At 63.7% G+C, this 19,162-nt stretch carries 20 protein-coding genes; 5 read left to right on the forward strand and 15 right to left on the reverse strand.

What is annotated here, in order from left to right:
* Nucleotides 1-11: 11 nt before the first annotated feature.
* The 11 genes from ACTDI4_RS11750 to ACTDI4_RS11800 all read right to left on the reverse strand — a co-directional run bounded on the left by ACTDI4_RS11750 (nucleotide 12) and on the right by ACTDI4_RS11800 (nucleotide 9,629).
* Nucleotides 12-269, reverse strand: coding sequence for a phage tail assembly protein (locus ACTDI4_RS11750; protein WP_442841314.1), 258 nt, complete (start codon nucleotides 267-269; stop codon nucleotides 12-14).
* Nucleotides 250-405, reverse strand: coding sequence for a hypothetical protein (locus ACTDI4_RS11755; protein WP_442841315.1), 156 nt, complete (start codon nucleotides 403-405; stop codon nucleotides 250-252). The genes ACTDI4_RS11750 and ACTDI4_RS11755 overlap by 20 nt, the downstream gene beginning before the upstream one ends.
* The gene (locus tag ACTDI4_RS11760) at nucleotides 405-731 is read right to left on the reverse strand and encodes a DUF2190 family protein (RefSeq protein WP_442841316.1); all 327 of its coding nucleotides are present in this window, start codon (nucleotides 729-731) and stop codon (nucleotides 405-407) included. Before ACTDI4_RS11760 ends, ACTDI4_RS11755 begins: the two co-directional genes overlap by 1 nt.
* Nucleotides 728-955, reverse strand: a complete 228-nt coding sequence (locus ACTDI4_RS11765; protein ID WP_442841317.1) for a phage head-tail joining protein — start codon at nucleotides 953-955, stop codon at nucleotides 728-730. The genes ACTDI4_RS11760 and ACTDI4_RS11765 overlap by 4 nt, the downstream gene beginning before the upstream one ends.
* Nucleotides 956-2,719, reverse strand: coding sequence for a prohead protease/major capsid protein fusion protein (locus tag ACTDI4_RS11770; protein ID WP_442841318.1), 1,764 nt, complete (start codon nucleotides 2,717-2,719; stop codon nucleotides 956-958).
* A gap of 14 nt (nucleotides 2,720-2,733) precedes the next feature.
* Nucleotides 2,734-4,029: a phage portal protein gene (locus ACTDI4_RS11775; RefSeq protein WP_442841319.1), complete on the reverse strand. Its 1,296-nt coding sequence runs from the start codon at nucleotides 4,027-4,029 to the stop codon at nucleotides 2,734-2,736.
* Nucleotides 4,030-4,102: 73 nt separating this feature from the next.
* The gene (locus tag ACTDI4_RS11780) at nucleotides 4,103-4,528 is read right to left on the reverse strand and encodes a hypothetical protein (protein ID WP_442841320.1); all 426 of its coding nucleotides are present in this window, start codon (nucleotides 4,526-4,528) and stop codon (nucleotides 4,103-4,105) included.
* Between the two features lie 245 nt (nucleotides 4,529-4,773).
* On the reverse strand, nucleotides 4,774-5,838 hold the full coding sequence (locus ACTDI4_RS11785) for a hypothetical protein (protein WP_442841321.1): 1,065 nt from the start codon (nucleotides 5,836-5,838) through the stop codon (nucleotides 4,774-4,776).
* A gap of 173 nt (nucleotides 5,839-6,011) precedes the next feature.
* Nucleotides 6,012-7,709, reverse strand: a complete 1,698-nt coding sequence (locus ACTDI4_RS11790) for an AAA family ATPase (RefSeq protein WP_442841322.1) — start codon at nucleotides 7,707-7,709, stop codon at nucleotides 6,012-6,014.
* A 336-nt stretch (nucleotides 7,710-8,045) separates the two neighbouring features.
* Complete coding sequence (locus ACTDI4_RS11795; protein WP_442841323.1) at nucleotides 8,046-8,252, reverse strand: helix-turn-helix transcriptional regulator; 207 nt, start codon at nucleotides 8,250-8,252, stop codon at nucleotides 8,046-8,048.
* Nucleotides 8,253-8,471: 219 nt separating this feature from the next.
* Nucleotides 8,472-9,629 carry a tyrosine-type recombinase/integrase gene (locus ACTDI4_RS11800; protein WP_442841324.1) on the reverse strand — a complete coding sequence of 386 codons (1,158 nt, stop codon included), beginning with the start codon at nucleotides 9,627-9,629 and terminating at the stop codon, nucleotides 8,472-8,474.
* A gap of 327 nt (nucleotides 9,630-9,956) precedes the next feature.
* On the opposite strand from ACTDI4_RS11800, the gene ACTDI4_RS11805 reads away from it, so the two are divergent.
* Nucleotides 9,957-11,618: an alpha/beta hydrolase gene (locus tag ACTDI4_RS11805; RefSeq protein WP_442841325.1), complete on the forward strand. Its 1,662-nt coding sequence runs from the start codon at nucleotides 9,957-9,959 to the stop codon at nucleotides 11,616-11,618.
* A 54-nt stretch (nucleotides 11,619-11,672) separates the two neighbouring features.
* On the opposite strand, the gene ACTDI4_RS11810 is transcribed toward ACTDI4_RS11805, so the two are convergent.
* Together ACTDI4_RS11810 and ACTDI4_RS11815 are read right to left on the reverse strand one after the other, a co-directional pair.
* Nucleotides 11,673-12,839: a cystathionine beta-lyase gene (locus tag ACTDI4_RS11810; RefSeq protein WP_442841326.1), complete on the reverse strand. Its 1,167-nt coding sequence runs from the start codon at nucleotides 12,837-12,839 to the stop codon at nucleotides 11,673-11,675.
* Nucleotides 12,836-13,207: a hypothetical protein gene (locus tag ACTDI4_RS11815; protein WP_442843444.1), complete on the reverse strand. Its 372-nt coding sequence runs from the start codon at nucleotides 13,205-13,207 to the stop codon at nucleotides 12,836-12,838. Before ACTDI4_RS11815 ends, ACTDI4_RS11810 begins: the two co-directional genes overlap by 4 nt.
* Between ACTDI4_RS11815 and ACTDI4_RS11820 the strand changes: the two genes are divergently transcribed.
* From ACTDI4_RS11820 to ACTDI4_RS11835, 4 genes are all read left to right on the forward strand, one after another.
* Entirely contained in the window at nucleotides 13,158-14,186 is a 1,029-nt protein-coding gene (locus ACTDI4_RS11820; protein WP_442841327.1) for an amino acid ABC transporter substrate-binding protein, read from the forward strand. The two genes, ACTDI4_RS11815 and ACTDI4_RS11820, sit on opposite strands and share 50 nt — an antisense overlap.
* A gap of 100 nt (nucleotides 14,187-14,286) precedes the next feature.
* Entirely contained in the window at nucleotides 14,287-15,471 is a 1,185-nt protein-coding gene (locus tag ACTDI4_RS11825) for an amino acid ABC transporter permease (RefSeq protein WP_442841328.1), read from the forward strand.
* Between the two features lie 3 nt (nucleotides 15,472-15,474).
* Entirely contained in the window at nucleotides 15,475-16,635 is a 1,161-nt protein-coding gene (locus tag ACTDI4_RS11830) for an amino acid ABC transporter permease (RefSeq protein ID WP_442841329.1), read from the forward strand.
* Nucleotides 16,636-16,660: 25 nt separating this feature from the next.
* Nucleotides 16,661-17,464 (forward strand): amino acid ABC transporter ATP-binding protein, encoded by an 804-nt coding sequence (locus ACTDI4_RS11835; protein ID WP_442841330.1) that lies wholly within the window; start codon nucleotides 16,661-16,663, stop codon nucleotides 17,462-17,464.
* 163 nt (nucleotides 17,465-17,627) lie between these two features.
* Here ACTDI4_RS11835 and ACTDI4_RS11840 read toward each other — a convergent pair whose 3' ends face one another.
* Together ACTDI4_RS11840 and ACTDI4_RS11845 are read right to left on the reverse strand one after the other, a co-directional pair.
* Nucleotides 17,628-18,851 (reverse strand): FAD-dependent monooxygenase, encoded by a 1,224-nt coding sequence (locus tag ACTDI4_RS11840; protein ID WP_442841331.1) that lies wholly within the window; start codon nucleotides 18,849-18,851, stop codon nucleotides 17,628-17,630.
* Nucleotides 18,852-18,876: 25 nt separating this feature from the next.
* Nucleotides 18,877-19,122, reverse strand: coding sequence for a zinc-finger domain-containing protein (locus ACTDI4_RS11845; protein WP_442841332.1), 246 nt, complete (start codon nucleotides 19,120-19,122; stop codon nucleotides 18,877-18,879).
* Nucleotides 19,123-19,162: the final 40 nt, after the last annotated feature.

Consider the following 19,162-nt stretch of genomic DNA (forward strand, 5'->3'; position numbering starts at 1 on the left):
TGCGACGGCGTCTATGACACCGTCGCTTCCGATTCCCCCATCAGGTGTGCGACCTCCGCCGAGATGCGCTTGAAGTCCGCCATCGACAGTTCACGCATGGCATTCAGCGTGGTGCCCGACATGCCGGCCAGGATAGCCAGCATTTTCGCAACCTCGCCCTGCACGGCGTCGGCCAACACCAGATCGCCGACCTTGGCCTCGCGGAACGTCAGTTCGGTGTAGGTCTTGCCGGCATCTGTGATCGGCGTATTAAGCTTGATTGTGTGCATTGCGGTGGTCCTCGATTTTGACGTTCACTGTGATCGGCGTGCCGATCCTGGGGATGGGCTGCAGCGGCTTGCCCTCGGGCAGCGTGGGCCGCTGCGCAGCCACGCGGGCTGCGAAGCTGGAAAGCGCGGCGAACATCAGGCAGCCTTCCCGCCCAGCCGCACGATGCCCGTTGCGCTGGGATTCGCTGCGATGGCAAGCGCGTGACCTAGCGGGGTATTCGTGCTGGCCGTGGTGGTAGCCTCGCCGCCGTCGACATAGACCAGCGCGCCAACGGTCCATGCTTGGGCAGAGACCTTCTTCACTGAGAACACGCCGCTGGTCTTGATGTTGACCGGCGAACCTGATGCGGCGTCTGCGCAGGCAACGCCGACCAGCTTGCCGACCTCAACAAGATCGCCTGCCTTCACATTGGCTGGAGCGGGTACGGTAACGATGTCACCGCTGGAGATGAAGTTCTTCATTCGTCAAAGCCTTTCGAGAAGGTGGGATAGAAGACATTGATGCGCGTGCCGGCATTGGCCGCGATGTCACGGTCGATGGCGTCGATGGCCGCCTGGATTTCCCGAACGGATCGGTATTCGACTTCGCGTCGAGTGCCGCCGGAGTGGAAGACGATACGGAGCGCGCCGCTGTTGCGGGCCTCTATCAGAGAGGCCCGCTGCTCTAGAAGCTCGGCGTGGGTCATTTACGCGCCGGCGTTCTTGACCGCGCCGCGGAAGTCGATGGCGCCCACGGCAAAGTCGAGACCGGCGGCGACCTTCACCGCCTGCGTGTCGAAATCCCGCTCGGTGCGGACCTGCGGGCCTTCCGAGCCGGCGACGTAACCGTAAACGACGGTGGGCGCCGCGCCCGGGGAGGTGAACAGGTAATGCTCGGTGGCGCCGAGATTCGCGTCAACGACCAGTTCGGCAAAGTTTGCCCACGGGTTGACGTCCGAAGTCTTGGTGGCGGCGATTGCCGTGAGAAGCGTGCGCGCCGCGACCTCCAGGTCGGGGCCGACGACGAGATATGCGGGCTGCAGGTTCAACGGCAGGCCGTCCAGTGAGGTTTGCGCGCGCAGGGCCTTGACCATGGCGGCAATGGTCGTCGCGCCGAACGCGGCTGCGGTAGGTAGGTTGGCGTGGTCGGTATGGAAGAGCGCTTTGCCATCCGACAGCGCCGCGTTCGCCTTCACTACGCCATAGGCCAGTTTGTTCTCGTCATTGGCCGCGGTGATGGCGAGACCGTTGCTGAAGTCCGACAGAGCCGACAGGTCGTCGTTGATTAGCGCCCGTCGACCGATGGCGATGCCGGTGCCGAACTCCTTGGCGCGGACCTTCTCCGCATTCTCACTGATGGTGCCGTACTTGACCTCGCCGCCCTCGCCGATTTCCCTAAAGGCGGGGAAGTCGCCGACGCGCAGGAACTGGTGATCCTTGAAGTCGACGAAGGGCTTGCGGGCGGCCCATTTGCGATAGGTCGGGGCGGCCACCTGGTACTGCGCGAGAAGCGCCTTGTTGGCGGCATCGGACAGCAGCAGCGGGAAATCACTGGTGGAGTGTGCGCCGACCGCACGCTGAAGCAGGCCGTCCTGATCGCGAAGATTGACGCGCTCGCCGGATGCGACAGCAAGATCGCCGACCATGTCGAGCACGCGGTGGCCACGGAACTCGACCGCCCTGCCTTCCAGCTTGCAGGCGGCGGGGGCGAGGCGATGCGCGAGCGCGTCGGCCATTGCCGAGCGGATGCTGGCCGGGTCGGTGTGGTCGGTGCCGACCGTGATGTTGCTGATTGCCGGGGAGCGCTTGCTCATGGCGTCGAGTGCAGCGGCGCGGGCCTGGTCGAGCGTGGCGTCGGCGTCGATCTGGCTGTCAATCCATGACTGGTCGAGGCCAGTGGTCTTGGCGATGCTGCGAATTTCGGTGTTGATTTCAGCGCGCGTAGCGACGACGGGCTGGGACTCGATAATCTGTTCAGGCATGTGAGAATTGCTCCTAAGGCCCGCGCCGCTGTCGGCCGGGATTGTGACGAGGGATGCTTCGAGGAGGTCGAGAGAGACAGCAGTCTTGGTGCGCCTGCGGCCTTTGGCGGTCTCAGACCATTTGGTGACAGCGTAGCCAATGCTGACGCCGTAGGACGCGCCGTCGGTAAGTTCGGCCGCGACGCGTTTTGCCCGCTCATTATGCTTGGACAGGCGTACCGTTCCGCGCAGTTCTGAGCCGACAGTCTTGATGTCAACGACTTCGCCGAGGCGATCGTCGACGGAACCGCGAGAATGCGAATCCAGTAGCGGGATGCTCGCCGGCCATTGCTGGTCCAGCGACAGCACCTCGTCGTAGGCGCCGCGACTGTCGTATCGCTCGACCGCAGCGCCCGTCGAAAGGACGGCATCCACGGTGTAGGTTTCGGCGTTCCATGAGGACGCGCGAAGGGGTGCGGCCCGCGTCAACGGGCCGTTCGGTTCGGGCATGTTGTCTCCTGATGTTAGGCCGCAGCTGCAGGCGGCTGGTTTTGGTTCGCGGCGGGGCGGTGCTGGAACGTCAGCCCCAGGGAGGCTGCGCGCTGATTGTCGGCGGCGATCTCGGCGTCGAGCGCCTCGACATCCACGCCGCGCGACGTGACGGCTTCCCGCCTCGACATGAGCCCGCCCGCGATGGCGTCGAGTTCGGCCTGCACGTCCTTCGCCGGATCGACCCATTGTTGCTTGGGCACTATGAACTTCACGCCCATTGCTGCGTCGACCGTCGTTTCAACGCGACCTGACAGCACCTCAAGCGTCGCCCACCGCCTCCAGATCGGGCGCAGCGCCTGGAATGCCAGAACACCGTGCTGCAACGCCTCAATGCGGCGGCGCCACTCGACGAGGCCGGCCCGGATGGAGGAATAGTTCACATCACTGAGGTCGCCGGTCAGGATCGATGCCGGCAGGCCGAGGCCGACCGCGATCTCCCGTTCGGTCAGCGTGGCGAAGTCGATCACTTCGGCGCCGACGTTGGCGGGCGTCGAAAAGCGGATGTCCTGGCCTGGGTCGAGGTATTTTAATGTTCCGGGTTCGAGGCCGCCGATCAGGTTTGCGCCGCGCTGTTCGCCGTCGAAGGGCGCGCCGCTGCCGTCCGTCGTGGTGACGAAGCCGGCGAGCGTGGCGGCGACACGCTGGCGCATCAATTGCGCATCGCGCCAGCCGTCGAGGTCCGCCATCCGCATTATGACCGGCGCGAACCACGATATGCCGCGGACCTGGCCCGGTAGTTCTGGCCGGAACAGATGCGCGACATCCTCAGCGGGGATGCGCACCGGCTGTTGAACGACGGCAAACGGCATTCCGGGCCGCTCGGGGTAGACGTGGTATGCGACACGCCGCCCGGCCCGATCGAACTCCACGCCCTGCACGATGCGCCCAGAAGCAAGGTCGCGGTTAAGGCTTCCGTCCACTTGCTCTGCTTCAACCACGCGGATGCGCAGCCGATCGTCGACATTGCCGAGGATGGCAAACAACTCGCCGTCAATCACCAGCCGCCTGACCATAAGAGCCTGCAGGCCATAGAAGTCCGTCAGCCCGTCGGCATCCGCCTCGTCGGTCCAGAGTTCGTGCGCAAGGTTGAGGGCGGCACGGATCGCATCGTCGGGATGCTGGGCCTGTGCCTTGACGCCGGTGCCAACCAGGGCTGAAACCCATGCCTCGACAGCGCTGGCGGCCAGCGCATTGTTGCCGGCCAGGTAACGCGCGCGGGAGGCGAGCGTGCCGCGGCTGGCCAGCATCGACTGCTGCTGCAGCGGCATAGCAGGTTGCCCTCGCCAGCGGCGGCCACCAGCTGCTCCGTCGTATGAACGGACGCCTAGAAGGCGGCGGAGCCTATTGAGCATGGAGCGCCTCAAGCTTAGTGGAGACCTCCATCCAGATCTGCGACAGTTCGACCTCGGTGGTAACGAATCCCTCGGTCAAGTGAAGCTGATCGAACAGTGCCGGCAGGCGCGGCTGGCCGTCATGGTGGACGGTTTCCAGTACGGCCTTAATGACGCCGTTGCCGATCGTGACGCCAGCCGCCGCAAGCGCGGCGAGGATGGCGATGACGTAGACGCCGTGCGCGGTGAACAGGCGCCGGTGCATTCGCACGATGTAGAGCGCAAAGCCGGACAGGTCGGCAACGGAGGACCAATAATTTACCGTACCCTGCGGCGTGGCGGTGATGGTCGAGACCTGTTTGACTGTGAATTTGTGGGTGTGAAGCCATGTCGGTTCACCAATGGCGATACCGACAGGCGGCGCGGCTGCCAACATGACAAACCTCCCGTTTGTTAGATTTGAATTGTCGCAAGTTTGCGGGGTTTAAAAAAAGCCGGCGGCCCTTGGCGGAAAGGTAAAAAAACGCCAAGGGCCGGGATCAACGCCGCTGGAGAAGACAGGGGCGGATGGGGTGTGGGAATGCCAAAAAAAGAAGGAGCCCGGCGGCTCCTTAAAATTGCATGGGCAGAGAGATCGTACTCCCTCACATTATACGCGCCGGGGAGGAGCGATTTGGCACACTATGCAGCGGCCTTCTTAAGATTATTGTCATTTGCCGCCAGAACCGCCTTTCCAGCGTCCAAGAGGGCTTTGCCGCCTGCGCGATCGGCATAGCCGCCACGATAGCCAAGCCGTCGCCCGATTGATGCGAGTTTCCCGCGGGAAGCCACTTCTTCGATAACAGCCGCGTGCCTTGTATCAAGCTTCGGCGGCTCCTCTACCTTGCCGATCACCGCGGGCGATGCGGTTTGGCTGCGGCCCGATATGCCAGCAATGAAGCGAGCCCCCTTCGCAATCACTGTCGGGCATTTTGTTGCCGGAAAGTGCAGCCGTTCAAACGACACCGACCCGTCGACGCCAAACGCACGCAGGGTGTCACGGTTGGCCTCGACGCCACCCAGCGGCCCATACATCGGCGCCAGAGCCGGCTCGCCAGAGAGCGGGCGCTGATACGACTCCGCGTGAAGCGGCGATGGCGTTGTCGGCTTCAGAGCCAGGTATCCGGCAGCGTCAAGTCGGTATGGCCGCCTCCCGCCGCGGGGCTTGTTGGCCTTGTAGGTGGGGAATCGCACATTGCCGGCATCGTCAACATAAGAAACCAGCATCCCGCCATCGGCACCGCGCCTGGCACCTTGCCGCGTGTAGAACGTGAGCCCGCCCAGCGTGACGATGTGCGGCGCGGCAGCATGCGGTGTACGACTATATGTGTATGCCCACGGCCCACCACTCCTGCTCACCTTGCCGGTTCGCTTGTTACGCCAGCGCTCGCCACACCACGGCCAGGCGAAGCCGCCAGCGCTTCGCAGCATGGAGTGGATGTCAGGCTTCACCTCGTGGAGCATCTCGGGCCAGATTTCGTCCGGCCCATCCTGAACCGGCTCCGCCATGGTTTCCGATGTCAACGGATGGTCGGGGACAACATGGGATTCCGTGTCGTCGGCACTGCGATCCCTTGGGTCCAGATATGCAGGCGTTTTCTCCGCACCGTAACTGCAGTTTTCGTCACGTATGCGTTGAAGCACAGCCAGGGCCGCTTCTGGATCTTGCTTTGCCAGCCACCGAATGGCTGGGAGGTTGTAGGTCATGATCTCTCCTATGCTGCGTACCGCTCTTTGTGGCGGCTGGCTCTTCATGGGTGGGAGTGCCCCCCGGCGTTCCAGCCGGGGTGGGTGCTTCCACCCACCGGGGGGTTATAGGGGGGTGGAAGAACACCCGGTGGAACAGGGGTGGAAGGGTGGTGGAAGAGATGCTGGAAGCCCTAAGCGGCCTCCGCCTCCGGTCCGAAATCCTCCGCAGAAACGACAAGGCGCTGACGCTGGCGCGAGGGCGGCCCGTCCATAACCACCCTGACGAGCCCGGCAGCCAACAGCCGCTGCATTGCCCCCTCCAGCGCCTTCTTCGTCATACCCTCCGCATCCGGCCGCGTTGCCATGACGGCCGGCGCGTAGTTGATCCCCTTTGTGGGGGCGACGCGTTGGCCCGTGCGATTGATGGCGGAAAGCAATTCGCGAAACTTCTCGTCGGCGCGCTTGTTCAGCAATCCAGTCGCAGCGGACGGCTTGCCGTCGTCAAGCACGAAGGCACCTTCCCGCCAGCGCATGCGTATCTCGCCGCCCTTGCGTCCATAGTTGGCCTTCATTCCCTTCAGGACGCGCACGTCTTCGTCATCATTGTCGGCAGTGAGATAGAGGCGCGAGCGCACCGAATTGTTCCAGGCAGTCGAGCCGGACGTGCCGGAACCGGATATCATCCCCGCAACGGATGGATGCGAAAGCAGCAGCACCGCAACCTTGTGGTCCATGGCCAGCCTCCGCAGCATGGTGACGAAGAACCGCACATGCACCCGGTTGTTCTCGTCACCACCGAACAGGTCGGCGCTGGTATCCAGTATCAGCAGTTCCGGCCGGAATGCTCTGACCAGTTCTTCAATCTTGGCGGCCATGTCGCTGGTCTGCATCTCGCGGTTCGGGTTGATGAACATCAGTTCGGCATTTCGGCCCGCCATCGGTATGATGCGCATCTGGCCCTTCAGGTTGGCGAAGCTGTGCCCCGTATTGCGCAAGATGTCGTCGCCTCGCCGTATTAACTCATCTTCATCGTCTTCAGCCGCAAGGTAGACAACTCGACCCTTGGCCGGCGCAAGGCCGACAGTCTCGATGCCAAGCGCGCCAGCGACTCCTATTTGATAAGCGAGCAGCGACTTTCCGGTGCCACCATCGCCAGACAGAATGGTCACCTGTCGGCCAGGGACTATTCCGTCGATGTACCAATTCCGATCCGGGATAGCGCGGCCATGCCAGTCAGCGGGGTCGATTATTTTGATGTCGCCTGCCTTCTTTTCCGGCAGGTCAACCGGCTTGGAGCCGCGGTCAGTATACAACCATGCTCGGCCGCTGGCCGCGAAAGCAATCTGGCCGAGGGCGCCGTCAACCTTTGCACCGAACAATGTGCTGCCGCGGATTTCTCCGCCGTAGGCTTCGGCATAGGGCACGAGGCGGTCGAACGTGGCATGCCTTTCTTCCGTCTCCCGCTCGAACTTGTCTGCCAGCGCATCGAGCGACTTCATGAGATCTGTTTTCGGCGGGATAGACGGCTCGGCTTCGATGTCGCGCAAGATAATCTGCTCAGCGACGATGCGGTCGGCCTCGGGTCCGTGTACGTGCTGGACATGCGGAGAAGGGTCTAGGCGCACAATCAGCGTTGTTTCTGGATCGCACCCGTCGACGTTGCTGACGATGACGCATGCGCGCCTGGCGGCCTGCTCGTCGTCTGGCCATTCGTCTGCAGGTAGGGCTTCCACGTTGGCTGGGCTGGTGCGCTCCCAGTCAGGCTCGCCATCGTCCGCGGATGGCGCAAGCACCACATCGGTAGTGCAGTGCCCGTGGTCGCATAGGCGATCGCAGATGCCGAAAATCAGGTCACGAGTTTCGTCTGGACTAAATTGCGGCTGCGGCATTCGTATTCATCCCCACGGCGGCAAGCGCCATTTCAACAATTTCATGGCGCGCCATTGGCGATACACTCAAGCCGCCGGAGCCATTGCCTGGCCCGTAAAGAAGGACGCGCTTATCTGGCGCCTGCACCAGTGTGCAGTCGCAAATCATGATGTCTTCTGTGACTTGAAGGTTGAATTTCGCGAGGGTGTGAAAGCCCCTCGCTGACGGGCTTTGGTAGACCCGTCGCGCTGATCTAATGCGCATTGATGGTGTTCCCGTTGTCGGAATAGGTGAAGCCGGCTGGGCGCCGGTCTTGCTTAGTGGCCCTTGGCGGGCTGGTTAGGGGGCTATGGCAATCACGCCGCAGCCCTCGCCGCGATACGTTCGTTGATCCATGCTTCGACTTCGGCGCGGACATAGGCTGTCCTGCGCTGGCCGAGTTTGACAGGTCGGGGGAACTCCCCGGCCTCGGCCATCAGCGCTAGTAATGTGCGGCTGAGCGACGTGGCTGCAGCGGCATCTTTAGGCGCCATGAGCGGCGCGTTGTCGTTCGCAGACTTCATATTGACTCCTTTCGCGGCGGATGGAATCCGCACGCAGTGAGACTCGATTAGGTGTGACGGAATGGCCTGTTGGCCTAAGTGGGCGGCAAAATCCGCAGGGCGCCGCACGGAGGCGACACATGAACAGGCATCAATATCTGGTCAAATCCAGTGCCCGTAGCGCTATTAGTGCCAATTCCGCCTGCAGTGTCAATACCACCCACCGGAAATTAATCGGTGTCAAGCCTCTTTATTCGCAGGAGTGCAATATTTTTCCCACTCTTCCATGAGGGCACGCCGCTTTGCCAAAGCGTCAGATCGGCGATATGCCGCCTCGGTCTTGTCCTTCAGAACATGCGCCAGGGCCGTTTCTATCAGATCCCGCGGATAATGAGTCTCGTCGCCTGCCCAGTCTCTAAAGCTGGATCGCAGCCCGTGAAGGGTAGCATCGCCAGCCCCTGCGGCGCGCAAGGCCTTAACCATAGCCGTGTCGGAAATTCCCCTGCCGGCAATGCCGCCTTCGAAGATCAGGTCGCATGTCGACCGCTGTATTGCGGCCTTCACGATCTCGATGGCCCGGTCCGAGAGCGGCACACGATGCTCACGGCCAGCCTTCATCCGCTCCGCGGGGACGGTCCAGATTGCCTGGTCGAGATCAAATTCGCTGCGGACGGCACCGCGCACCTCGCCGGAACGGGCAGCCGTCAACGCGGCGAACTCTACAGCCCGCGCAGAAACGCCCGTTGAGGCGCGTAGGCGCGCTATCACGGCAGGCAGGTCTTTGTAGCCGACAGCAGCGTGATGACCACGAGATAGCTTCTGCCGGGCCGGCAATAGCTCTTTCAGACCGCCGCGCCAGTCGGCCGGATTGTCGCCGGCGTACAGTCCACGCGCTTTGGCATGATCAAGGACAGCGGCAATGCGCATGCGGGTGCGGTCGGCGGTTTCCGGGATCTCCGTCCAGATCGGCTTCAGCGTCTCAACGATGTCGTCGCGCGTGATGTCCGCAATCGGTTTGGCGTGGAGCGGCGCAGCATACTTGTCGAGCGTCATCCTCCACTGGGCCTTGTGCTTTTCGTTGCGAAAGCCGGCCGTCTTCACGGCGATGACGTCTTCCATTACCTCGGAGAAGGTGCGGCGCCGGATCAGGTCTTCGCCGCGTGCCAGACGATCGCGGATGGCGTCGGCCTTCTCTCTGGCAAGCGCCAGCGATACTGGAGCGGTGCCTTGGCCGTATCCGCCGAGGCCGATCTCCTTCCGATCCGTACCTCGCCTATATATGAAAAACCACTGGCGCGAGCCGCCCTTGCGCACACGCAAGAAAAGGCCATCTCCATCCGAATGGATGCCTGCCGGAAGGGTTCGAATCCGTGTTTCGGAAAGTTTGTTTCTGGCCATACCGATTCCAGTTGCCATAACCGGCATAGCGAAAATAGGGAAAATACGGTAAATTGCAAGAAATTAAGCACGCAATATCAATAGTTTACACGCGGGCGCGGACACTCCCTCCGCCATCAACCGTTCCTTCTAGCTTCGCCAATGTTGCCCATGGGATCGCCAGGTTTCCGCTTGGCGCTTGCAGCCACGCTGGCCTGTGGCAGTATCCCGAAGCGGGTTGCACCCTGCGACCCGCCGGGCTCCGCCGGCCGGTCAAGATTTGAAAGGCATGCGAAATTGCGGTTCGGCGCGCACCTGGCGACAGTCCTCCATCGAAGAGCGGAATCCATGTCCGGCGTCGGAGCCGCGTTGGGCATCCTGTTCTTTGCGGCCGCGCTGACGCCGACACTCGTGCCGAGAAGCTATCTCACCCAGGGGATCCTGGCCGGCTCGTGCCTTGCGGCCGGTTACGGGATGGGCGTCCTTTGCCGCCGGGTCTGGGCCTATCTGGAATTGCCCGAACCGGGGGGGAAGCTGCGCCGTGTCGCCAATATGGTGATTTTGGCGTGCTGCATCGGCGTGGCCATCGTCTTTCTCCGGCAGGCGACGGAATGGCAGAACGCGGTGCGCATGGCGATGGGCATGGAGCCGGTCGAAAGCGTGCATCCGCTGAAGCTGAGCGTGATCGCGCTGGTTACATTCTCGGTGCTGCTGGCGATCGCGCGCCTGTTCGGCCTGGCGGCCCGCCTTTCAACCGGCCGCATGCAGTCCTTCCTGCCCAGGCGGGTTGCGACCTTGGCCGGCCTCGCCCTCACCGCCGTCCTGTTCTGGTCCCTGGGCAACAATCTGCTGGCAAACACCGTCTTTCGCGTGCTCGATTCGTCCTATCGCGAATATGACGCCCTGATCGAGCCCGAGCGTCCGCAGCCGACCGATGCGAACAAGACCGGCAGCGCAGCTTCGCTGATAAGATGGAACGAGCTTGGCCGCGCCGGCCGCGAATTCATCGCTTCGGCGCCCACAGCCGAAGAGATCGGCAGTTTCACCCGCCAGCCGGCGAAGGAGCCCGTTCGCGTCTATGTCGGCCTTCGCGCCGCCGACACGGCCGAGGCCCGCGCCGGACTGGCGCTGGAGGAACTGAAGCGGGCAGGGGGCTTCGAGCGCAAGATCCTGATCGTCATCACCCCGACCGGGACGGGCTGGGTCGATCCGGCCGCCATGGACCCGGTCGAATATCTCCACCACGGCGATACGGCCAGCGTGGCGGTGCAATATTCCTATTTGAGCAGTCCGCTGTCGCTCCTGGTGCAACCCGAATATGGCAGCGAAACGGCCCGGGCACTTTTCCGGGAGATCTACCGTTACTGGACCGGCCTGCCGAGGGACCGCCGGCCGAAGCTCTATCTCCAGGGGCTCAGCCTCGGTGCGATGAATTCCGAGAAATCGATGGACCTCTTCGAGATGATCGGCGACCCCGTTGACGGCGCGCTGTGGAGCGGCCCGCCATTCGCAAGCAGGATCTGGCGCTCGGTGACGGACGCCCGCAACGCCGGCTCGCCCGAATGGCTGCCCGAATACAGGGACGGGCGCCTCTTCCGCTTCATGAACCAGGCCGGAGGAACGGTTCCTCCCGGCTCGCCCTGGGGCCCGATGCGCATCGTCTACCTGCAATATGCCAGCGATCCGATCGTCTTCTTCGACTATCGCGATCTCTATCGCCGGCCGGCCTGGCTGGAGGCCCCGCGCGGCCCGGATGTCTCTTCGGAACTGAAATGGTATCCGGTGGTGACCATGCTGCAACTGGCGCTCGACATGGCGGTGGCCACCGGAACGCCGATGGGCTACGGCCATGTCTATGCCCCGGAGCACTATGTCGATGCCTGGGTCGCGGTCGCGGGCGCGGACGGCTGGTCGCCCGCGGCGATCGAGTCGCTGAAGGCGTATCTTGCGGCGCGCGCGAGAGCGCCGGCCGGCGCGACGGACCAGGCCTATGATGGCAGAGGCGGTTAGGACCTTGAGAGTCCCGATCCAGGCTCGGGCCCTTCGGCCCGAAGATTTGGCCCCTCAGCGCGCCGCCGCGGCCAAACCCCTTTCCAGGTCTGCCTTCAGGTCCTCGGCGTCCTCCAGCCCGATCTGCAGGCGGATCAGGCCGCCTTCGTAAGGCCCCTTGGCGATGATGCGGTCGCCCAGGAAGACCGGCACCGCCAGGCTCTCGTAGCCGCCCCAGGAATAGCCCAGGCCGAAGATCTCAAGCGCGTCGAGGAAGGCGTGCGTCTCCTTCTGCCCGCCGCCGTCCAGCACGATCGAAAAGACGCCGCTGGCACCGGAAAAGTCGCGTCTCCACAATGCATGGTCCGGATGGCTGGGCAGGGCAGGGTGGAGCACGCGCGCAACGCCCGGCCGGCCTTCCAGCCAGCCCGCGATCTCCAGAGCGCTCTTGCGGTGGTGCTCCAGGCGCACGCCCATGGTGCGCAGGCCGCGCAGAACCTGATAAACGTCGTCTGGCCCGGCGCAGCAGCCCAGCGTGACGAAGCCTTCGTGAAGCCGTTCCCAACACGCCTGGTTGGCGGAGACCGTGCCGAGCAGCACGTCGGAATGGCCGCCCGGATATTTCGTCGCCGCATGGATGGAGATGTCCACGCCGTGGTCGAGCGGCCTGAGATAGAGCGGCGTCGCCCAGGTGTTGTCCATCATGACCACCGCGCCGGCTTGGCGCGCGGCCTTTGCGATGGCCGGAATGTCCTGCACCTCGAAGGTGTTGGAGGCCGGCGATTCGGTGAAGACGATGCTGGTGTTGGGCCTGAGCAGGCCCGCTATGCCCGCACCGATGTGAGGATCGTAATACTCCACCTCCACGCCCATGCGCGTCAGCATGGTGTCGGCGAAATGCCGCGTCGGGTGATAGACCGAATCGGTGATGAGGATATGGTCGCCCGCCGCGGCGAAGGCGAGCAGCGGGATAGTCACCGCCGTGAGGCCGGAGGGAACCACGATGGTGCCGGCGGACCCTTCCAGTTCGTCGATGGCCTGTGCCAGCGCGTCGGTGGTCGGCGTTCCGCGCGTGCCGTAGGTGTATTTCTGCTTGCGCGAGACCATCGTGGCGGCATCGGGATAGAGCACGGTGGAGGCATGCACCACCGGTGGGTTTACGAAGCCGAAATAGCCATGAGGGTCATGCCCGGCATGCGCCAGCCGCGTGTTGGTGCCCTGCTGCCTGTCGTTCTTCGTCATGATCGCGTGCCCCATGGGAAAAGAATGGGATAGTGCGGCGGCGCAAACCGCGCAACCGCACCCGCCACGCCAGCGGCGCGGATAGGGCTGGGCCAGGCGGCTGAACCGTCGGGCAGCCGGATTGATACGGTGCGGCTATCGGTTTGGTCATTTTTCTTGACCTGCTTTGAATAATCGCCTTCGATACGTACCGTGAATGGGAGGTAGCCTTTCAACGGCAGATTTCGCCGCGCTTCGGAAGTGGGCCGGGGACGTTTGGCTGCGTTCACACGAAAAAAACAGGGTTTTGCCTGAACAACAGAAAAGGGTCTGTGGGTGATGAAGAATATTGCAATCGGCATTCTGGGGGCGGCCGCGTTCGGTTTCATGGCAGCGGCCGCCTCGGCGGACACGCTCGACGATGTCAAGGCCAAGGGGTTCATCCAGTGCGGCGTCAACACCGGCCTCGCCGGCTTCTCCGCGCCGAACGACAAGGGCGAATGGACCGGCCTCGACGTCAACTTCTGCCGCGCGGTTGCGGCCGCCGTCTTCGGCGACGGCACCAAGGTCAAGTTCACCGGGCTCAGCGCCAAGGACCGCTTCACGGCCCTGCAGTCGGGCGAAGTGGACATCCTTTCGCGCAACACCACATGGACCATCAACCGCGACACGGCGCTCGGCCTGAACTTTGCCGGGGTGACCTACTATGACGGCCAGGGCTTCATGATCAACGCCAAGAAGCTGCCTGGCGTCAATTCGGCCCTGCAGCTCTCGGGCGCCGCAGTCTGCGTGCAGGCCGGCACGACGACGGAGCTCAACCTCGCCGACTATTTCCGGGGGAACAAGATGGAATACAACCCTGTCGTGTTCGAGAAGTTCGAGGAGGCCAATGCCGCCTACGATTCCGGCCGCTGCGACGCCTACACGACCGACCAGTCCGGTCTCTACGCCGTGCGCCTGCAGATGTCGTCGCCGGACGACCACGTGGTGCTGCCCGAGATCATCTCGAAGGAGCCGCTCGGCCCGTCCGTGCGCCAGGGCGACGACAAGTGGTTCCATATCGTGCGCTGGACCTACTTCGCGCTGCTTAACGCCGAGGAGGCGGGGGTGACGCAGGCCAATGTCGACGAGATGAAGAACAGCAACAATCCCGACATCCGCCGCCTGCTCGGCTCGGAGGCCGAAACCAAGATCGGCACCGATCTCGGCGTGAGCAACGACTGGGTGGTCAATATCGTCAAGGCCACAGGCAACTATGGCGAGATCTTCGAGCGCAACGTCGGCAGCGGCAGCCCGCTCAAGATCGCTCGCGGCATCAACGCCCTGTGGACGAAGGGCGGCCTGCAATACGGCATGCCGATCCGCTGATCGGCCCGGCCAGGCCGGAGAGTGCCCTCTCCGGCCTCCTTGCCCGGCGAGCCACAACAAGAACAGGCCGCCGGGTTGACGTCACGGTAAGGGGAACCATGTGGCACAAGAGGCTATCCACGACGCACCTGCAAGAGCGTCCCTGATCTACGACCCGAGAGTCCGGGGCTTCGTTTTCCAACTGGTTCTGGTCGTTGCCCTCGCGCTCGGCATATGGTGGATCGTCCAGAATACGATCGACAACCTGCACCGCTCCAACATCGCGACCGGGTTCGGATTCCTGCGCGGGCGCGCCGGTTTCGATATCTCCGAACGGCTCATCGAATACACGTCCGACGATTCCTACGGCCGGGCGCTGCTGGTCGGCATCTGGAACACCGCCGCCGTCGCCGCGGCGGGTATCGTCACCGCCACCATACTGGGCTTCCTCGTCGGTATCGGACGCCTGTCGAACAACTGGCTCATCCGCAAGCTGGCGACGGCCTATGTGGAACTGTTCCGCAACATTCCGCCGCTGCTGGTGATCCTGTTCTGGTATCAGGGTGTGCTGGCGCTTCTGCCGAGCGTTCGCGACAGTCTGTCCCTGCCTGCCGGCTCCTATCTGAACAATCGCGGCTTCTACTTCCCGAAATTGATGTGGGGGCCCGGATCGTGGCTGGTGTTCGCCGGCTTCGTCGTCGCCATCGCGTTGAGCTGGTACGTGGCGCGCCGCGCCAAGGCCCGGCAGATGGCGACAGGCCAGCGGTTTCCCGTCTTCCTCACAAGCCTGGCGCTCATCGTCGGCCTGCCGCTTCTTGCGTTCCTTCTGGCCGGCCTGCCGGTTTCCGTCGAGTATCCGCAGAAAGGAACCTTCAACCTGACGGGCGGCATCAACGTCAAGCCCGAGTTCCTGTCGCTTTATCTGGCCCTGTCCTTCTACACCGCAGCCTTCATCGCCGAGATCGTGCGCGCCGGCATATTGGGCGTGCCGAAGGGGCAGACCGAAGCCTATTCCGCGCTCGGCCTGCGGCGGGGGACGGGGCTGCGCCTGGTGGTCATCCCTCAGGCCATGCGCATCATCATCCCGCCCCTGACCAGCCAGTATCTGAACCTGACGAAGAATTCCTCGCTGGCGGTGGCGATCGGCTACCCCGACCTCTATGCGGTCGGCGGCACGATCCTGAACCAGACCGGCCAGGCGATCGAGGTCGTCGTCATCTTCATGATCGTCTATCTCGGCATAAGCATCGCCACGTCGCTGATCATGAACTGGTTCAACGCCAAGATGGCCTTGAAGGAGAGGTGAGCCATGGACGAACATGACATGTCCTGGGTGCGCACCGAAATGGTCCTGGCCGAGGCTGCGCCCCGTTCGCAGGTCGGTCCCGGCGCCTGGATTCGCAAGAACCTGTTCGCGACGCCGACAGATGCCGCCATGACGCTGGCCAGCCTGCTCTTGCTCGCCTGGGCCGTGCCGCAGGTGCTGAACTGGGTTTTCTTCAGTGCGGTGTGGGTCGGCGCGGACCGGACCGCTTGCCTGACGACGGAGCAGGGCGGGCAGCTGCCGGCCGGATGGTCGGGCGCGTGCTGGCCTTTCGTCAGCGGCAGGATCGGCCAGTTCATGTTCGGCCGATATCCCTTCGAGGAACGTTGGCGCGTTGTCCTGACCGGGGCGATCTTCGTGGCCCTGCTGGCGCCGCTGCTCATCCCCAAGGTGCCTTACAAGGGGCTGAACGCTATCCTGTTCTTCGGTGTGTTCCCGTTCGTCGCCTTCTTCCTGCTGGTCGGCGGCGCCTTCGGGCTGCCCTATGTCGAGACGCCGGTCTGGGGCGGCCTCATGGTCACGCTGGTGCTGTCCTATGTCGGCATCGTGGTGTCGCTGCCGCTCGGTATCATTCTGGCGCTGGGGCGCCGCTCGCAGATGCCCATCGTCAAGCTGCTGTCGGTGATCTTCATCGAGACGGTGCGCGGCGTGCCGCTGGTCACGGTGCTGTTCATGGCCAGTTTCATGCTGCCGCTGTTCGTGCCGCCGGGCATGAGCTTCGACAAGCTGCTGCGCGCGCTCATCGGCGTGGCGCTGTTCGCCTCGGCCTATATGGCGGAGGTCGTCCGCGGCGGCCTGCAGGCGATTCCCAAGGGCCAGTACGAGGGGGCCGATTCGCTGGGCTTCAGCTATTGGCAGAAGATGGGCTTCATCATCATGCCTCAGGCGCTGAAGCTCGTCATCCCGGGCATCGTCAACACCTTCATCGGCATGTTCAAGGACACCACGCTGGTTCTCATCATCTCGATGTTCGATCTTCTGGGCGTGGTGAAACAGAATATTTCGGGCGATCCGACCTGGGCGACACCGCAGACGGCCAAGACCGGCTACGTCTTCGCCGCGGCGATCTTCTGGATTTTCTGCTTCGGCATGTCCCGCTATTCGATGTTCATGGAACGCCGGCTCGACACGAGCTATAAGAGATAGGCAGACACGAAGGGGAAAACGGCCCATGGCCACGGAAAATGCCGTCAGCGCGGAAGAGATCAAGGTCAACACCAACAAGATGCAGGTGTCCGACACGGACGTGGCCATCGACATCATCGGCATGCACAAATGGTATGGCGACTTTCATGTTCTGAAGGACATCAACCTGAAGGTGATGCGCGGCGAGAGGATCGTCATCTGCGGGCCTTCGGGCTCCGGCAAGTCGACCATGATCCGCTGCATCAACCGGCTGGAAGAGCACCAGAAGGGCAAGATCATCGTCGACGGCAAGGAATTGACCAACGACCTGAAGAAGATCGACGAGGTGCGCCGCGAGGTGGGCATGGTGTTCCAGCACTTCAACCTGTTCCCGCACCTCACCATCCTGGAAAACTGCACGCTGGCGCCGATCTGGGTGCGCAAGGTTCCCAAGAAGCAGGCAGAGGAAGCCGCCATGCACTTCCTGGAGCGCGTGAAGATTCCCGAGCAGGCGCACAAATATCCGGGCCAGCTTTCGGGCGGGCAGCAGCAGCGCGTGGCGATCGCCCGTTCGCTGTGCATGAACCCGCGCATCATGCTGTTCGACGAGCCCACATCGGCGCTCGATCCGGAGATGATCAAGGAAGTGCTGGAAACCATGGTGGGCCTGGCCGAAGAGGGCATGACCATGCTGTGCGTGACCCATGAGATGGGCTTTGCACGCAAGGTGGCCAACCGCGTCATCTTCATGGACGCCGGGCAGATCGTCGAGCAGAACACGCCGGCCGAGTTCTTCGACCATCCGCGCCACGAGCGGACAAAGCTGTTCCTCAGCCAGATCCTGCACTAGAGCAATTCCAGGAAAGCGGGAACCGGTTTTCCGTCCGGAATTGCGTAAAAACAACAAGATAGAGCGTTTTCGCGATTCGGAGAAAAGCGGAACAGCTCCAGGGGTCCGGACCGGTTCTTCGAGGCGAGTGTAACGAGCCTCGAAGAGGCATGACGGACAGGGGCTATCCAACGTCCTGGGGCGCGCGCCAGCCATAGAGCCAGTCGAGATCGGCCGCCAGGCTGTCCGGCGACCGCAGCTTGAGGACAAGGTCCCGCGCCAGCGCCACGGGTCCGGCGGCATGCCAGGCCAGATGGTTGAGCGCGCCGCGCCGCGCCACTTTGGCCACGCGCGGTTTCCGGTCCCGCTCCCACCCTGCAAGCGCGTTGGCCGGACCGTGCCGCGCGGCGGCCACGGCATGGGCCAGCGTTTCGGCATCCTCGATGGCCATGGCCGCGCCCTGGGCGGCGAAGGGCGTCATGGCATGCGCGGCGTCGCCGATCAGGGCGATGCCGCCGTGCAGGGTCCATGGGCGGCGGGGATCTACGGTGTGCAGCGGCCAGGCCAGCCACGGCGCGGCCTCGCCGGCAAGGCGGGCAAGCTCCGGCGCCGTGCCGCGCATCGCGCGCGACAGGATTTCCGGGTCGGCCTCGCCGGACCAGCTTTCCGCGATACGTTCGCCTTTCGTGAAGGCGACGAGATTGAAGGCCGCCCCGCCGCTGACCGGATAGGCGATCAGGTGAAAGCCCGGATGCAGGAAGGCAAGGACGTGGCCGGCTCCGCCGAGGCGGCTGACGATCCCGCCCGCGGGACTTTGCGCCGGCACCGTGGTGCGCCAGGCCAGTTCGCCAGCGAAGCGGCTTTTGCCGTGGCGGCCGTCGACGAAGCCGCGGGCCGTCGACCATACCCCATCTGCTCCGACCAGCAGCACGCCTTGCGCCCGAAGGGGACTGCCGCCGGCTTCGATGGACAGGTTCACACCGTCGGAACTCGTCTCCGCCCTTTGCAGGGATGCTCCCAGCACGAGCTCGATGGCCGGTTCCGCGCCGACGCAAGTGAGCAGCGCCTTCTGGAGGTCGGCGCGGTGCGCCACGAGGTAGGGCGCGCCCCAGCGCCGTTCGGCGGCCTCGCCCAGCGGCACGCGGGCCAGCTCGCGCAGCGAAGCGGCGTCCTTCAGCACCACGGCACCCGGTCGCACCGCGACGGGTCCCATGGCGTCAAGCACGCCTAGGCGGCGCAATATGCGGGCGGCGTTGGGCGAGAGCTGGAGCCCGGCACCGACCGGCTCCAACTCGGGCACACGCTCGAAGATGCGGACCTGAAAGCCTTGCCGGGCAAAGGCCAGTGCGGCGGTGAGGCCGGCAACGCCGGCTCCGGCGATCAGGATCGGCCGTTCGTCCGTGCCCATCCTCGTCCCGGATGCCGGCGCGGGCTCAGACGGGGACCGCGATGTAGAGGCAGCCCGGCGGGACGGTCTCGGTCGCCTTGAGCGCCGGCGAATAGCGATACAGCGTCGAGCAGTAGGGGCAGATCTTTTCGCCGTCGGCGCCCATGTCGAGGAAGACATGGGGATGGTCCTGGGGCGGAGTGGCGCCTACGCACATGAATTCCTTCACGCCGATCTCGATCGCCGCATGTCCCGCGTCGTTCTGGAAATGGGGGATGGACTCGCCGGCCATCGTCGTCTCCGTCTCGCTTCGTTCCGATGCGTTTGGAACA

This window comes from Mesorhizobium sp. PUT5 (genome assembly GCF_052216645.1).
In the GTDB taxonomy this organism is placed as follows: domain Bacteria; phylum Pseudomonadota; class Alphaproteobacteria; order Rhizobiales; family Rhizobiaceae; genus Mesorhizobium.

Excerpts from the sequence above, each read along its gene's own strand:
- ACTDI4_RS11810 (WP_442841326.1), bottom strand. The coding sequence starts at position 12,839 with ATGACGAAGAACGACAGGCAGCAGGGCACCAACACGCGGCTGGCGCAT.
- ACTDI4_RS11820 (WP_442841327.1), top strand. The coding sequence starts at position 13,158 with ATGAAGAATATTGCAATCGGCATTCTGGGGGCGGCCGCGTTCGGTTTC.
- ACTDI4_RS11790 (WP_442841322.1), bottom strand. The coding sequence starts at position 7,709 with ATGCCGCAGCCGCAATTTAGTCCAGACGAAACTCGTGACCTGATTTTC.
- ACTDI4_RS11775 (WP_442841319.1), bottom strand. The coding sequence starts at position 4,029 with ATGCCGCTGCAGCAGCAGTCGATGCTGGCCAGCCGCGGCACGCTCGCC.
- ACTDI4_RS11845 (WP_442841332.1), bottom strand. The coding sequence starts at position 19,122 with ATGGCCGGCGAGTCCATCCCCCATTTCCAGAACGACGCGGGACATGCG.
- ACTDI4_RS11795 (WP_442841323.1), bottom strand. The coding sequence starts at position 8,252 with ATGAAGTCTGCGAACGACAACGCGCCGCTCATGGCGCCTAAAGATGCC.
- ACTDI4_RS11840 (WP_442841331.1), bottom strand. The coding sequence starts at position 18,851 with ATGGGCACGGACGAACGGCCGATCCTGATCGCCGGAGCCGGCGTTGCC.
- ACTDI4_RS11755 (WP_442841315.1), bottom strand. The coding sequence starts at position 405 with ATGTTCGCCGCGCTTTCCAGCTTCGCAGCCCGCGTGGCTGCGCAGCGG.
- ACTDI4_RS11830 (WP_442841329.1), top strand. The coding sequence starts at position 15,475 with ATGGACGAACATGACATGTCCTGGGTGCGCACCGAAATGGTCCTGGCC.
- ACTDI4_RS11760 (WP_442841316.1), bottom strand. The coding sequence starts at position 731 with ATGAAGAACTTCATCTCCAGCGGTGACATCGTTACCGTACCCGCTCCA.
- ACTDI4_RS11750 (WP_442841314.1), bottom strand. The coding sequence starts at position 269 with ATGCACACAATCAAGCTTAATACGCCGATCACAGATGCCGGCAAGACC.
- ACTDI4_RS11780 (WP_442841320.1), bottom strand. The coding sequence starts at position 4,528 with ATGTTGGCAGCCGCGCCGCCTGTCGGTATCGCCATTGGTGAACCGACA.
- ACTDI4_RS11835 (WP_442841330.1), top strand. The coding sequence starts at position 16,661 with ATGGCCACGGAAAATGCCGTCAGCGCGGAAGAGATCAAGGTCAACACC.
- ACTDI4_RS11805 (WP_442841325.1), top strand. The coding sequence starts at position 9,957 with ATGTCCGGCGTCGGAGCCGCGTTGGGCATCCTGTTCTTTGCGGCCGCG.
- ACTDI4_RS11770 (WP_442841318.1), bottom strand. The coding sequence starts at position 2,719 with ATGCCCGAACCGAACGGCCCGTTGACGCGGGCCGCACCCCTTCGCGCG.
- ACTDI4_RS11785 (WP_442841321.1), bottom strand. The coding sequence starts at position 5,838 with ATGACCTACAACCTCCCAGCCATTCGGTGGCTGGCAAAGCAAGATCCA.
- ACTDI4_RS11765 (WP_442841317.1), bottom strand. The coding sequence starts at position 955 with ATGACCCACGCCGAGCTTCTAGAGCAGCGGGCCTCTCTGATAGAGGCC.
- ACTDI4_RS11815 (WP_442843444.1), bottom strand. The coding sequence starts at position 13,207 with ATGAAACCGAACGCGGCCGCCCCCAGAATGCCGATTGCAATATTCTTC.
- ACTDI4_RS11800 (WP_442841324.1), bottom strand. The coding sequence starts at position 9,629 with ATGGCCAGAAACAAACTTTCCGAAACACGGATTCGAACCCTTCCGGCA.